Genomic DNA, 13,696 nt, shown 5'->3' on the forward strand with positions numbered 1-13,696 from the left:
TTCACGTCGACTGATACATCATGGCTCAACTGTGGCTCGGGAGAAGTGCCTTTGACACCGCGTCATTCTTCGGCCGCGCCCGCCGGAGCCCACACCCTCGCACCCCCTAGGGCTCGTCCCCCGCAACACCCTCCGGGACGAACCGCCCTCCCGGCTGACGCCCGAACCGCCGGCGTCCGCGTCTTCTGGAGTCATGGACCTCAACAGGCGTACCGCAATGGCGGCAGGACTCGGCGCGGCAGCGACCGCCGCGGTGGGCGTCGGCTCGGCTTCCGCACGCGCCGCCGGCCCCGCCACGATCACGATCCCCGGCGAGTCCCCCACCCGCACGAACATCCCCGTGGCCAGGGACCGCCGTGCCTCCGGCGGCCGCTACCTCGCTCTACTGACGGCCGAGCAACCCCCGCCGGACACGGGCTGGTACGCCACGTACCGCGTACGTGTACCGCAGACGCGGGTATACGCGCTGACCGCCGTCGCCATCGCCCCCGTGGAGACCCCGCATACAGAAGCGGTCGGCTCCTACCTCCGGCTCTCGGTCAACGGCGGCCCGTTCCGCGAGATCGCCCGCTCACAGCCGCACTGGTACGGGTCGCCGGCCGCCTGGGGAGATCTGTCCGTGCTGGATCTCGGGGAGGTGGAACTTCGCGAGGGAGACAACGCGTTGAGCTTACGAGTCGTCGAACCGACGATCCTTGACAACAGCATCGTGTACGCCCTGTCGCTGGATCACCTCATCCTGCGCGCCCTGCCCGGCGGCCCCGCTCTGCGTGCGGCCTCCGTTCCCCGTCACCGCGTCGGCGAGCCCGCTCGCCTGCGCCTGACCCTCAATGCCCGTGCCACGCGCCCGCATCCCGTTCACTACGCCGTCACCGACTACGACGGCCAACGGGTCGCCGCCGGCCGTACGGCCATCCCCGCAGGCCGCAGGACCACCACGCTCGCGCTCCCGGCCGACCTCCCGCCCGGCCACTACCGCATCCGCGCCGACGACGGCGTGACCAGCACGTTCGCCCGTCTTCCCGTCCGTCACGCCGCCACCGGCGCGGTGGGAAACCGCTTCGGCGTCAACGTCTGGGCGTCCTCCCTCGTACCGCTCTCCCGGCTGGGCGAATTCGCCGCCGCCCTGCGGGACATGGGGGCGGGGTGGGTCCGTGACGGGCAGTCCTGGCCGGCCGCCGAGGCCGCGCCCGGTGCGTACGACACCGCACACCACGACAGGATCACCCGCACGCTGCGTGCCCACGGTCTCGCCGTCCTGGACGTGATCTCCCCCGCGCCCGAGTGGGCGATGACCGATGCCTCGCTGCCCCTGGCGGCGGACCTGCGCCACGCCTACCGCTACGCCCGGCGTCTCGCCCTGGCCGCCCCCGAGGCACTCCAGCTCTCCAACGAACCCGACGTCGACACCACCCGCAGTACGGGTGACGCCCACGCCGCGTTCGTGAAGGCGGCCGCGCTCGGCATCAAGGACGGCTGCGAGGAGGCCCGCGCCGAGCCGACGCTCGTCGTCCTGCCGGGGATCGCCCAAACCGGCCCCTTCCAGGACCTGATGCTCGCGAACGACGTCGTCCGGTACGCCGATGTGTGGGCCTTCCACGGGTATCCGGACCCGGCGGATCAGGACGACCCCGATTTCCCCGGCGCCGCGGAGGAGCAGCACGCGCTCGCCCGGCGGCAGGGGGCCGGTGACGTGCCCCTGTGGATGACGGAGTGCGGGGCGTTCCTGACGACGGCCCGCGACCTCACTCCGGCGCAGGAGCGGGTGCAGGCCCGCTACCTCGTGCGTTCGATGGTGGAGGGGCTGGCGGCGGGGAACGCCCGGCAGTTCTGGTTCGCCGGTCCGCCGCTGCACGACGACGGCGTCTGGTTCGGACTGCTCGACCGGGACTTCGGCCCCCTGCCCGCGTACAGCGCTTTCGCCGCGCTGACCTCGCTGCTCGGTGAGGCGCACTTCGTCGGGCCGGTGCCCCAACTGCCCGCCGGTGTGCGCGGGTTCCGCTTCGACGACGGGTGCGGGCGGCGGGTGAGCGTCCTGTGGGCGGCACGGCACACGCGCGTGTCCGTGCCGGGGGTGGCGTACGACACCATGGGCCGCCGGATCGAAGGGGCGGGCTCGGCCGTCGTCGCCTCTCCGGATCCCGTCTATGTCGTCTCGGTCGCCCCGCACGCCGCTTCGGCCGGGACGGGCGGGGAGGCACGGGTGTTGCGACGTTCGCCCCGCCCCAGCTCCCTCTCCGCCGCGGAGCACATCGTCCTCAGCCAGCGCTACGCCGCCCGCAACGCCGCGCCCGGCAAGGACGACGGCGACGCGCCGCCGCCGTACGGCTACCGCCTGGGCCGTCGGACGCGGATGAGCCTCGACGTCTACAACTTCGGCGGCCGGGGGCAGTACGTGACCGTCGTGGCGCAGCCGATGGGGGCGGGGTGGTCGGTGCGGCCCGCGGGTGTGGGCGGCACGCGTGTGTGGGTGCCTGCCGGAGGGCGGGTCGGGGTGGAGTTCGTGATCGAGGCGGGGCGGTCGGTGCGCCGGAGGATCGACCACCGGCTGACCTTCGGTGCGCGCCTCGACAGTGGGGGCGAGGGATCCGGCAGTGCGGCGGGAAACGTGCCGGGCAGTGTGGCGCTGGTACACCTGAAGTAGTGCCGTGGTCGCCCTCAGTCGCGGTAAAGGCGATTTAAAAGTCTGAGTTAACGGGGGTAACACCCCAGGTCAGACACGGTTCGGCATAGCAAGCGCATACCGACCACTCAGTTTGCAGAAACCCTCGCGCTCACCTGGTACCCCGCAGTAACCTGCGTGGCTCGCCCGCCCCCCACCTCCCTGCGGTCCGCCGCCGGACCCGAGCCACGCAAGGAGCACAGGGATGTCCTCCCCGTACGACCCGAACAACCCGTACAACCGGTACGACCCGTACAACTCACGCGAACCGCACGATCCGTACGACAGGTTCCAGCCACCTCGCCCCGCGACGTCCCCGCCCCCGTCGTACGCCACCTACCCCTGGCAACAGCCCTTCCCGCCGGAACCACCGGCACCCCCGCGGCACCTGACCCCCGACCAGCCGCCTCTCGGGCACCACAGCGACCTGCGGATCCTGCGCGGCGCCTACCGCTGGCAGCGGCGCGTGGCGACGCTGACCGCGCTCGGGTACTTCACGCTGTTCCTGATCCTGTCCGCCTTCGCGCCCGGCTTCATGACGGTCACGGTCACCGACGGGCTGCCCGCGGGCCTGCTGCTCGCGCTGCTGCAACTTCCCGTCACCTGGCTGGCGACAGCCCTGTACGAACACACCGCCCGGCGCTATGTCGACCCGATCGCGGACCGTATCCGCAAGGAGGCCGCGGTGGACGCCAAGCGCGAGGCGGAGCGGAGGGCCGGACGATGACGGATTTCAGCGGAAACGCGCAGGCGATGTCGCTGGTGGCGTTCTGCGTCGTGGTCACCATCACGCTGCTGCTGTGCGTGATGACCGGCCCGGACCGGGACGACCTCGACGAGTTCTACACGGGCTACGGCTCGCTGTCCCCCATGCGCAACGGCTTGGCGATCGGCGGCGACTACATCAGCGCGGCGACCGTGCTCGGCACCACCGGTGTGGTCGCGCTGTGCGGCTACGACGGGATCGTGCTGGCGCTGAGCACGGCCCTGTCGCTGATGCTGCTGATGTTCCTGCTGGCCGAACCCCTGCGCAACGCGGGCCGGTTCACGATGGGCGACGCGCTGGCCCGCCGTATGCCGGGGCGGGGGGTGCGGATGGCGGCGTGCGGGGTGACGCTGGCCGCGCTGCTGCCACTCATGCTGGTGCAGCTCGCGGGGACCGGGCAGTTGCTGGCGTTCATCCTCGGGTTCTCCAGTGACTCCCTGAAGACCGGGTGCGTCATCGGGCTCGGCGTGCTGATGATCAGTTACGCGGCCATCGGCGGGATGAAGGGCACGGCGCTCATCCAGATCCTGAAGATGGTGATGCTGCTCGGGTCGGGCACCCTCGTCGCCGTACTGGTGCTGCGGCGGTTCGACTGGGATCCGGGCGCGCTGTTCAACGCGGCGGCCGAGCAGAGCGGGGTCGGCCCGGCGTTCCTTCAGTCGGGGCTCCAGTTCGCGGGCAGCCCGTACCCCCGCCTCGACATGATCAGCTCCCAGCTCGCCATCGTCCTCGGCGGTGCGGTTCTGCCGCACATCACCATGCGCATGTACACCGCCGGCAGCGCGCGTCAGGTGCGCAGGTCCATGTCCTGGGCGGTGTCGAGCGTGGCACTGTTCGTGCTGGTGATCACGATCGTGGGCTTCGGCGCGACGGCACTGATCGGGCGGCAGGTGATCGCCGGGGCGGACCCGCAGGGCAACACGGCCTATCTGCTGGGCTCCAGGGCGGTGTTCGGCGCCGAGGTCTCGACCGCGGAGAGCCTGCTCTTCACGGCGGTCACCACGGCCATCTTCCTCACCGTGCTCGCCTCGGTCGCCGGCATGATCCTCGCCTGCGCGAACTCCCTCGCCCATGACCTGTTCGCCACCCGGATGCGGGAACTTTCCGGGCACCGGGAGATGGCGCTGGCGCGGCTCGCGGCGCTGGGGGTCGGCCTCCCGGCGATCGTGCTGGCGACGATGGTCCAGCACCGCAGCCTGCAACCGCTGGTGACGCTGTCCTTCACCCTGGGCGCCTCGGCCATCGCCCCGGCCCTCATCTACAGCCTGTTCTGGCGCCGGTACACCCGTACCGGCCTGATGTGGACCCTGATCGGCGGCACGGGGGTCGTCCTGGCGCTGATGCCGTGGACCAACCTGGTCTCCGGGTCACCGGTCTCGGCCTTCCCCGAAGCCGACTTCAACTGGTTCCCGTTCACGACACCCGGGCTGGTGTCCGTACCGGCCGGGTTCCTCTTCGGCTGGCTCGGCACGGTCAGGTCGGGGCAGCGGGAGGCCGACGAGCAGCGGCGGCAGTACGAGGCCGTGGAGGGCGGGATCCTGGCGGGGGCGGTGCGCAGGGGGAACTGAGCCGGGAACCGGCCGAGGTCACGTGGGCCTCGGGGGCCGCCCGGGTCACTCCTGGGCGGCCTGGCCCGTGAGGGCCGTCAGGCTGTTGCGCATCTGGCCGATGTGGGTGCGCACGTCGTCCCACATCTCGCCGTGTTCGCGCAGCACCTGTTCGGTCTCCCGCGCGATCTCCTCCGCCTGCTGCCGGGCCTGCGTGACGAGTTCCGTCGCGCGGGCCTGCGCCTCTTCCTGCGCCTTGCGGGCGGAGGCGTCAGCGTCGGCGAAGACCTGCTTCGCCTCGGCCATCGCCGCCTCCGCCCGTGTCGCCCGTTCCTCCTCCGCCGCCTTCTGGGCGGCCAGTTTCGCCTCGGTCTCCTGCTTGAGCGCGGTCCAGCGCTCTTCGTGGTCCTTGGACTGCTCGGTGAGCATGCGGGTGGTGCGGTGCCGCAGCTCGCGCAGCGCGAGGAGTTCCAGCCCGCGCTCCTCGCGCACCATGCGCCGGGCGGCGACCCGGATCTCGTCCGCCTCGGCGCGCGCCGCGAGCGTGCGCTCCTCGGCGTACGCGTCGGCCTCCGCGTTCAGGGCGTCGGCGTGCGCCTGGGCCGCGTCCCGCAGCCCGCTCGCCCACGCCTTCGCCTTGCCCACCAGGCTCTCCGCCTCCTGCCGCGCGCCCTCGCGCACGGTCTCGGCCTCCTTCTGCACCAGCTCGAAGAGCCGCCGCGCCTGGTCCCCGAGCGCCTCGTACGTCTGCGGGCCGAGCTGCGCCACCTCCTCCCGCAGCTTCTCCGCCTCCGCCTCCATCTCCTTGGCCAGCACGGTGAGCCGGGCGGCCCGTTCCCAGGCGGCGTCCCGGTCCCGGAAGAGGGCGTCGACATAGGCGTCGACCTGATCGGGACGGTAGCCACGCCCCTTTACGACCACGAAGTCGTGGAGCGAGACCGGTGCGCTGCTCATCCTGAGAACCCCTCTCCGCCGAGCGACTGCAAAAATGATGATTTAGCGCACATCTTGATGTATCGGGCGTAAACGCTCATAACGCGACACTCCGGGCACGGGGTGGGCGCGAGGCGGGTGCCGGGTGGATGCCGAGGGGGCGCGCCGCGGGCATGCGAAAGGGCCGGCCCCGGTCGTATCACCGGGGTCCGGCCCTTTCACCGCCTCGCTCGGCCGCCGTCGCCGGCGGCCGAGCGAGGTCATCACAAACAGTCGGGCGGCGTCACAGCAAGCCGTCCCACATCTGCTCCAGCAGCACCGACCACCAGCTCTCCGGCGAGCCGAGCGCCGCCGGGTCGAGGGCGGCGAGCTGCGCCTGGAAGTCGACGGTCCAGCGGCCCGCCTGCTCCTGGTTCAGGCCGAAGCGAAGACGCCACATGCGGCCGAGCAGCGCCAGGCAGCGCTGGAACTCGGGCAGGCCCGTGTTCACGAACTGCGGCGGTACGGGCGCACCACCCGGACCCGCCTCCACCGGCACGGCGACGATGTTCGCCGTCCCGTACTGCACACAGATGGCCTTGCCGAAGTCGCTGCCCATGACGAGGTACGACCCGGCGTCCGACGCCGGCTGCACCCCGCGCTCCTGCGCCAGCTCCGCCAGCGTCGGAACGGGCCGCCCGGGCTGGGCCTGCGCCCAGAAGAACGGGCCCATGTCCATCGGCAGACCGCCGACGACCAGGCTGTGCGCCACGACCGGCGGCACGCCCTGCCGGGACACGGCGGCCTGCTCGAACCGGAAGAGCCCCGGCCCGAACGCCCCCGCCAGCTCCTGTGCCACGCCCTCCGGCGGGATCGGCGGCGCCGCCTGCACCTGCGGCAGCGGGGCACGCACCGGCGCCGGCCGGGCGGGACCGTCGGCCACCTCGTGCAACTCGCCCTGATGGGCGAGCAGTTGCTGCATGCCCTGCTGCCGGCTCGCGTGATCGGTGCCGTACGGCGCGATGGACGCGATGCGAGCCTGCGGCCACTGCTCCCGGATCATCCGCGCGCAGTACGCACCCGGCAGCTCGCACGACTCCAACTCGGTGTGCAGCTCGAGGACCTGGTCCGGCGGCACGTTCATGCCCCGCAGCTCGTGAAAGATCTGCCACTCGGGGTGCGGCGTACCCGGCGCCGAACGCCGGATCAGTTGCTGCTCCGAGCCGTCCTGCGCGCGGTAGCGGAGGACGGCCTGGTAGCCGGGGCCGACGGTCGGCTGACCGACGGCCTGCGGCGGATACCCGTACGACGGCCGGCCCGGACCGGGTTGACCGGGTGCGGGTGGCTGTCCGGGGCCGAGCGGCTGTCCGGGGGCGGGCGGCTGTCCGGGGCCGGGCGGTTGTCCGGGGCCGGGCTGACCGGGCGGCGGCGCGACCGCACCCGGCGGCATGGGCGGCTGCCCGGCACCGGGCATGCCCAGGGCACCGGGAGCACCGGGAGCACCGGGAGCACCGGGAGCACCGGGAGCACCGGGAGGCGGCATTCCCGGTCCCGGCGGCGGCATGCCAGGTGCACCCGGCGGCATGCCGGGAGCGCCCGGAGGCTGCGGCGCGCCGGGGCCACCGACCGCCGGTCCGGCCAGCACGGTCTCCGCGTGGTGAACGGCGCCAGGCGGCTGGGGAGCACCGGGGCCGGCGGCGCCAGGCGCACCAGGGACGCCCGGGGCGCCCGGCGGCTGGGGCGCGCCAGGCATGCCGGGGGCACCGGGAGTACCCGGGGCGTTGGGGATGCCGGGCGGGTTCGGAGGGCCGGGCGGGTTGGGAGCCCCGGGACCCTGCGGAGCCCCCGGCGCGCCCGGAGGCTGCGGCGCACCGCCCATCCGGCTCGGGTCGGCGAGCACCGTGGCGGCATGGTGCACCCCGCCGGGGGGCGTACCGCCAGGCGTGCCGGGCGGGTTGGGGGCGCCCGGAGGCTGCGGCGCGCCGGGCATACCGGGCGCACCCGGGGCACCGGGCGGCTGCGGGAGGCCAGGCGGGTTCGGCGCGCCAGGCGGGTTCGGAGGACCGGGCGGGTTCGGCGCACCGGGACCCTGCGGAGCCCCGGGACCGGCGACGCCGCTCGGCCCGTCGGGCCCGAGCGACGACACAAGCTGCGTAGGCACGTAACCGCCACCTGACGAACCCGGGGCACCCGGAGCACCCGGAGCACCCGGAGCACCCGGAGCACCCGGAGCACCCGGAGCACCCGGAGCACCCGGAGCCGGCGTACCGCCCGACGGCACACCCGGCATCCCCGGCGCGCCCGGAGGCGGAGGCGGCGTCGCTCCACCCCGCGCCCTCGGAGGCGCAGCCTTGCTCGTGGCGGCATCGGCGATGTCCGCGGCGTTCGGCACGGGCGGCTGCCCCGGCACCCCGGGAGCACCCGGAGCGTGCGGCACACCCGCGGCACCGGCGGGCGCACCCGGCGGAGGCGGCGTACCCGGCCCCCCGGCGCCCTGCGGGTAGCCGTACGACGGTGCACCAGGCGGAGGCGGAGGAGTCGCACCCGACGGAGGAGGCGGGGTCGCACCCGGCGCGGGCGGAGGCGTGTTGGCCGGTCCACCCGGACCCTGCGGGTAACCGTACGAAGGCGGAGGAGGCGTACCCGGCCCGCCCGCACCCTGCGGATAGCCGTACGAGGGCGCACCATGCGGAGGCGGAGGAGTCGCACCCTGTGCAGGAGGCGTGCCGCCCGGCACGTTCGCATCGCCGAGCGCCTGCGAGACCGCCGTGGGCGGAAGCTGGCTGCCACCCGACATCAACGCCGTCTGGGCGTCCGGCTGCGCAGTGTCGTCACCGCTCAGCGGCGGCGCGAACACCGTCTCCGGCAACGGCACGGAACGGTCCTCACCGGGATCGGCGTTGGTGTCCGTCCCGGCCCAGGGAGTCGCCCCGTCGGGCACAGCGTCCGAGCCCGGACCGGCCCCCGCCGGGGGCCCGCCCCACGTCTCGGCAAGCCCCCCGGCACCGGCCGCACCACCGACGGACGCACCACCGGCACGACCGGCACCGGCCGCACCACCGGCGGACGCATCACCGTCGGACACTGCACCGCCGCGACCGGGACCACCGGCACCACCGGCACCATCCGCATTGCCACCGGCACCACCCGCACTGCCACCGCCACTCGCGGCCAACGCCCCGCCCCGGCCGCCCGACGTCATCCTGTCCGCCGCCTCCTGCAACCACTCCGGCGGAGTCAGCAGGAACGACGTCTGGTTCAGGTCCACCCGGGCCGGAGCCGCCGGCGCAGGCTCGGCGACCGCGTCGGGGCGGCCGTACTCCTCCTCGTAGCGGCGGATCACCTCGCCCACCGGCAGCGCGGGCCACAACGTGGCCTCCCCGCTGTCCCGGGCGATCACCAGCCGCTGCGCACCCCCGTCCGAACGCGGCCCGTCGGCACGGTCCTCGGCCCACACCACGAACCCGCGCTCGAACTCCCGCACCCGCACCTCGCGATGCTGGTACGACGGGACGTCCCCGTTGATCCACTCCTCGGCGCGCTCCTGCGCCTGTGCGAACGTCACCATCGCGAAGCTCACTCCCCCACAGCCGCGGCCGCGACGGGCACCGCACGCGCGAACCCACCGTCCACCATCAGATTCGCCACCGTCTCCAACTCCGGCGGAGAACCGGCCAGCCGGGACAGAAACGCGTCGAAGTCCTCACCGCACGGCATCAGCAGACGTTCCACCCGCTCCGCCGGCGGCCACGAGGGATCCACGTCCCGAGCGTCGTCGAAGGCGCAGAACCACACCGAACCGATCCGCTCACCCTTGACCTTCACGGCCAGCAGCCCGCCCTGCACGAACCCGACGCCCAGGTAGTCCTTGGTCAGGTGGTCGCGCAGGCACTTGTTGACGTAGACCAGGTCGTTGACCGCGGCCTCGTCCCGCACCGTGAACAGCGGCTGGTCGATGAGCAGGCCCAACTCCGCGTCCAGCGCGGTCCCGACGGGGGCACACCCGCCAGCCGCCTTCAGAAACGAGCGGTACGCGCCCGGCAGCCGGTAGCCGAGGTCCTCCTCAACGCCCAGCGCCTGCGCCTCCGTCACCGCCACACCCGACTTCGGCAGCCGGAAGTGCGCCGGCCGGGTCTCCTGCAACGGGCGCGTCCCACGCTTGTTCTGGTCCACGCCCGAGGTCGCTATGCCCCCGTGATGCCGCAACAGCGCCTTGACCTCGACCGGAACCAACTCCAGCCGACGTGTGCCCACCGCGTGATGCCACGTCCAGCCGTGCGGCGTCGCCACCGCGGGCACCGTGTCCCACAACTCGTGCCCCGTGGCCGCCAGCGCCGCGTTCGCCGACACGTAGTCCGTCAGCCGCAGCTCGTCGACGCCGAACCCCTCCGGCGGCTCCGCGATCTCCGCCGCCGCACGCGCGTACGGCGAGAAGTCGGGGTAACCACGCTCGTCCACCCGTACCCCTCTCGGGTGACGCGACGCCCTTACCGGATCCGGGAAATGCACGACCTGCCCGGCGTAGGCCGCGTTCGGCGGCGCGGCTTGTCCCCCAGCCTGGCGGCCGGGAGGTGCCCCCAGCCCGAGCCGACCTGTCGTCATGGCGGTTGCCCCCTGCGGCGTTCTGATGCGCGCCACCACGACCACTCTCGGTCACAACGGCACGTATCGACTGTCTCGTCTGCGTCCACGCGTCACCGCATGGAAAGCGGTGCCGACAGCCTATGCGGTACGACGACCACGGTCACCGGCGCCGGTCACGACCCCCTCCGCTTCCGTGACCAGCCGTCACCCCGCCGTGACAGCCCGCCCAAACCCGGGCGTGTCGCGTCGCCCCAGCTTCCGCACCCGCCACGGCATTTGGCACTCTGTGACGTCCGAGAGCATGCCCGGGGGATGCTCAGGAGGGGATGATGATCATGAATGCGACGCAGACAGGGCCGCACGCCGCGAGGTCCGGCGACCCCCGTATCGGCTGGAGCGCCACCGAAACCGTGCACGCGCCCGCCCTCCACCACCGCCGCGACGGCATACTCCCCACCGTCGCCGCCGCCCTTTCCGTCCGCGGCGCCACGCTCACCGGCACCGCCGCCCGCGGCGACCAGCCCCCCGAGCTGCACCACCTCGTGCAGGACTTCCTCGACACCCTCACCAGCTCGGAACGCGACCGCTTCACCGGCCGTTGTGCCGAGACCATCCTCATCTCGCGCCACATCGCCGCCGCCGACGCCACCCGCAGCAAACGCGCGGCCCGCAAACCCATGACCAACGGCGAAGCCCGCAAAACCCTCAAGCAGGCCAAGCTCACCGCCCGCCGCATCCGCGAGGACGGCGACCCCCTGCACGGCAGCTTCGCCTCCCCCTGCCGCGCCTGCACCGCGCTGAGCGCCCACTTCGGCGTCCGTATCGTCGACCCGGCAGCGGCCGACGGCTGATCCAGCGCCAGACGACCGACACACCACGCTCACACCCACACCCACCGGCACAACCGCACGACCAGTCCACCGGACCTCCGCACGACCGCAGTCCACCCGTACGACCGACTCCACCCGTACGACCGCACTCCGCCGGGCGGCCGGACGCCGCCGCGACACCGGCGTACTCGACGAACGAAGGGCAGATGCACACCGACCGCACCTCCACCACCCGATTCCCCGTCCCCGTCGACGCCGCCCTGCGCGCGGCCGGCTGGCAGCCCGGACGCTGGGACATCAAACAGGCCGAAGTCTGGGCGGACACCCTGCGCGAGCACGCCTCACCCGCCGGTCACCGCCACTCCGTCTTCCCCGCCGCGGTCGAGGCCTGGGCCGAATTCGGCGGACTGCACATCGCGCCCACCGGCCCCGGCCGCCAGGTCGCCCCGGCCCACCTGCACTTCGACCCCCTGCACGGCCTCCACATGGCCCGCACGCTCGGCGACCTCGGCCGCGCCCTCGACACCGAGGTCTGCCCCCTCGGCGCCGAACCCGACACCCAGGCCCTCCTCGCGATCGACTCCGAAGGCCGCGTCTACGCCCTCGACCACACCGGCGACTGGTACCTCGGCCCCGACATCGACCAGGCCCTCTCCGGCCTCGTCGCCGGGATAGAACCGGTACGGCTCACAGCGGGCTGACCCGGCGCGGAAGGCGCGAAAGGTCACGAGGGGCCGCGAAGGCCCGGGACGGGCGGCGTCGGCTAGGCCGCCGGAATCACCGCCGACACCCGAAAACCCCCCGCATCCGTCGGCCCGGACACGAACACCCCGCCCAGCGCGACGACCCGCTCCTTCATCCCCACCAGGCCGTTGCCCCCCGACGGCAGCCGCACGGACGAGGCCGACGACAGCTCCGGCGGCGGCCCGTTCTCCACCTGCATCGCGATCTCCGACATCCGGTGCGCGAGCCGCACATGCGTCTTCGCACCCGCCGCGTGCTTGTGGACGTTCGTCAACGCCTCCTGCACCACCCGATACGCCGTCTGCTCGACCTCCGGCGCATACCCCCGCGTCTCGCCCTCCACGGACAGCTCCACGACCATCCCCGCGGCCGCCGACTGCCCGATCAACTCCTCCAGCTCCGACAGACAGGGCCCCTCCGCGGCGCTCTCCTCTCCGCCGGACAGCTCCCGGTCGGCCGCGGCAGCCGCCGCGGCCCCCACCGCGGCGAGCGGCACTACAGCGCCCCGCACCGCCTGGGCCGTAGCGGCCCCGCTGCGCAGCACACCGAGCATCTCCCGCAACTCCGTCAGCGCCTGCCGGCCCATGTCCCCCACCAGCGCGGCGTTCCTCACCGCTTTCTCCGGATCCTTGGGGGCGACCGCCTGCAGCGCGGCGGCATGCACCACCATCAGACTCACCCGGTGCGCGACGACGTCATGCATCTCGCGTGCGATCCGGGTCCGCTCCTCGCCCCGCGCCCACTCGGCACGCTCCTCCGCCCGCTCGGCCAGGAGCTGGAGTTCCCGCTCAAGACTGTCCGCCCGCTCCCGCAGGCTCTCCATGAGCCGGCGCCGCGCGCCGACGTACAGGCCGAGAAGAAGCGGAGGGGCGGTCACACCGAGAGCCGTGGTCAGCGACGCGAACGGAACCACCCAGTCCCCGAAGGTCAGATCCCCCCGCGCCACGCCCTGGCGCACCCACACGAACGTCACGATCAGCGTGCCGACGAACGACATCCCGGCCAGCGAGGCGATGATCCGCCGCGGCAGCTCGGAGGCGGCGAGGGTGTAGAGCCCGACGATGCCGAGCAGGAACCCCATCTGGGCGGGCAGCACCGCGATCGACACGAGCACGACCGCGATGGGCCAGCGGCGGCGCAGCACCAGCACGGCGCCGGCCAGCACACCGAAGACGACCCCCGCGGCCACCGGTATCCCGGCATCCCGGGCGAACCGAACCCCCTCGACCCCACACTCCAGCGCGGACACCACGGCCAGACTCACGTCCAGCACGGCACTGCGCATCCTGCCCCACCACCACAGCCCCGCCCCCGGTGGCGGGTCCCCGGCGCGGTCTTCCCCCGTCGTGGTCATGCCTCCAGCCTACGGGCCGACCGTCCCGCCTTTCCGGCGAGTTTTCGCGGACTGGCCCACACCACGCCCGACAGGCGGTTACGCGGACATCGGCGACCCGAACGCCGCCCGCTTCCCGCACCGGGGGCGCCGAGTTGTACCGTCGCACGGAAGGCGTCCGGTACGGCATAGTAGGAGGCGCCGCCGGGCAGCCAGGCCAAATGTCCGGCTTAGCCGCGTTCAATCCCCCGTGGTGTAATTGGCAGCACTGTGGCTTTTGGTGCCATCTGTCCGGGTTCGAGTCCTGGCGGGGGAGCA

At 73.1% G+C, this 13,696-nt stretch carries 9 protein-coding genes and 1 tRNA gene; 6 read left to right on the forward strand and 4 right to left on the reverse strand.

Annotation, left to right across the window (positions count from 1 at the left end; translation table 11 throughout):
• Nucleotides 1–193: 193 nt before the first annotated feature.
• From ACZ69Q_RS33450 to ACZ69Q_RS33460, 3 genes are all read left to right on the forward strand, one after another.
• Nucleotides 194–2,644 carry a hypothetical protein gene (locus ACZ69Q_RS33450; RefSeq protein ID WP_471049233.1) on the forward strand — a complete coding sequence of 817 codons (2,451 nt, stop codon included), beginning with the start codon at nt 194–196 and terminating at the stop codon, nt 2,642–2,644.
• A gap of 223 nt (nt 2,645–2,867) precedes the next feature.
• On the forward strand, nt 2,868–3,389 hold the full coding sequence (locus ACZ69Q_RS33455) for a DUF485 domain-containing protein (protein ID WP_471049236.1): 522 nt from the start codon (nt 2,868–2,870) through the stop codon (nt 3,387–3,389).
• Complete coding sequence (locus ACZ69Q_RS33460; protein ID WP_471049239.1) at nt 3,386–4,996, forward strand: sodium/solute symporter; 1,611 nt, start codon at nt 3,386–3,388, stop codon at nt 4,994–4,996. Before ACZ69Q_RS33455 ends, ACZ69Q_RS33460 begins: the two co-directional genes overlap by 4 nt.
• A gap of 45 nt (nt 4,997–5,041) precedes the next feature.
• Here the strand turns inward: ACZ69Q_RS33460 and ACZ69Q_RS33465 are convergent, their stop codons facing one another.
• The 3 genes from ACZ69Q_RS33465 to ACZ69Q_RS33475 all read right to left on the reverse strand — a co-directional run bounded on the left by ACZ69Q_RS33465 (nt 5,042) and on the right by ACZ69Q_RS33475 (nt 10,489).
• The gene (locus ACZ69Q_RS33465; protein ID WP_471049241.1) at nt 5,042–5,929 is read right to left on the reverse strand and encodes a cellulose-binding protein; all 888 of its coding nucleotides are present in this window, start codon (nt 5,927–5,929) and stop codon (nt 5,042–5,044) included.
• Between the two features lie 262 nt (nt 5,930–6,191).
• Nucleotides 6,192–9,455, reverse strand: coding sequence for an SUKH-4 family immunity protein (locus ACZ69Q_RS33470; protein WP_471049244.1), 3,264 nt, complete (start codon nt 9,453–9,455; stop codon nt 6,192–6,194).
• Between the two features lie 8 nt (nt 9,456–9,463).
• The gene (locus ACZ69Q_RS33475; protein WP_471049247.1) at nt 9,464–10,489 is read right to left on the reverse strand and encodes an SMI1/KNR4 family protein; all 1,026 of its coding nucleotides are present in this window, start codon (nt 10,487–10,489) and stop codon (nt 9,464–9,466) included.
• A 308-nt stretch (nt 10,490–10,797) separates the two neighbouring features.
• On the opposite strand from ACZ69Q_RS33475, the gene ACZ69Q_RS33480 reads away from it, so the two are divergent.
• Both ACZ69Q_RS33480 and ACZ69Q_RS33485 read left to right on the forward strand, forming a co-directional pair.
• On the forward strand, nt 10,798–11,322 hold the full coding sequence (locus ACZ69Q_RS33480) for a YwqJ-related putative deaminase (RefSeq protein ID WP_471049249.1): 525 nt from the start codon (nt 10,798–10,800) through the stop codon (nt 11,320–11,322).
• 185 nt (nt 11,323–11,507) lie between these two features.
• Nucleotides 11,508–12,002, forward strand: coding sequence for an SUKH-3 domain-containing protein (locus ACZ69Q_RS33485; RefSeq protein WP_471049251.1), 495 nt, complete (start codon nt 11,508–11,510; stop codon nt 12,000–12,002).
• A gap of 62 nt (nt 12,003–12,064) precedes the next feature.
• Here ACZ69Q_RS33485 and ACZ69Q_RS33490 read toward each other — a convergent pair whose 3' ends face one another.
• Complete coding sequence (locus ACZ69Q_RS33490; RefSeq protein WP_471049254.1) at nt 12,065–13,399, reverse strand: sensor histidine kinase; 1,335 nt, start codon at nt 13,397–13,399, stop codon at nt 12,065–12,067.
• Nucleotides 13,400–13,622: 223 nt separating this feature from the next.
• Here ACZ69Q_RS33490 and ACZ69Q_RS33495 point away from each other — a divergent pair.
• Nucleotides 13,623–13,694 (forward strand) — tRNA-Gln (locus ACZ69Q_RS33495).
• The last annotated feature ends 2 nt before the right edge of the window (nt 13,695–13,696 follow it).

This window comes from Streptomyces sp. NPDC036764, assembly GCF_055609385.1.

Bases quoted from the DNA above. Each gene is read 5' to 3' on its own strand.
- ACZ69Q_RS33460 (WP_471049239.1), top strand. From the start codon at position 3,386: ATGACGGATTTCAGCGGAAACGCGCAGGCGATGTCGCTGGTGGCGTTC.
- ACZ69Q_RS33490 (WP_471049254.1), bottom strand. From the start codon at position 13,399: ATGACCACGACGGGGGAAGACCGCGCCGGGGACCCGCCACCGGGGGCG.
- ACZ69Q_RS33475 (WP_471049247.1), bottom strand. From the start codon at position 10,489: ATGACGACAGGTCGGCTCGGGCTGGGGGCACCTCCCGGCCGCCAGGCT.
- ACZ69Q_RS33465 (WP_471049241.1), bottom strand. From the start codon at position 5,929: ATGAGCAGCGCACCGGTCTCGCTCCACGACTTCGTGGTCGTAAAGGGG.
- ACZ69Q_RS33455 (WP_471049236.1), top strand. From the start codon at position 2,868: ATGTCCTCCCCGTACGACCCGAACAACCCGTACAACCGGTACGACCCG.
- ACZ69Q_RS33450 (WP_471049233.1), top strand. From the start codon at position 194: ATGGACCTCAACAGGCGTACCGCAATGGCGGCAGGACTCGGCGCGGCA.
- ACZ69Q_RS33470 (WP_471049244.1), bottom strand. From the start codon at position 9,455: ATGGTGACGTTCGCACAGGCGCAGGAGCGCGCCGAGGAGTGGATCAAC.
- ACZ69Q_RS33480 (WP_471049249.1), top strand. From the start codon at position 10,798: ATGATGATCATGAATGCGACGCAGACAGGGCCGCACGCCGCGAGGTCC.
- ACZ69Q_RS33485 (WP_471049251.1), top strand. From the start codon at position 11,508: ATGCACACCGACCGCACCTCCACCACCCGATTCCCCGTCCCCGTCGAC.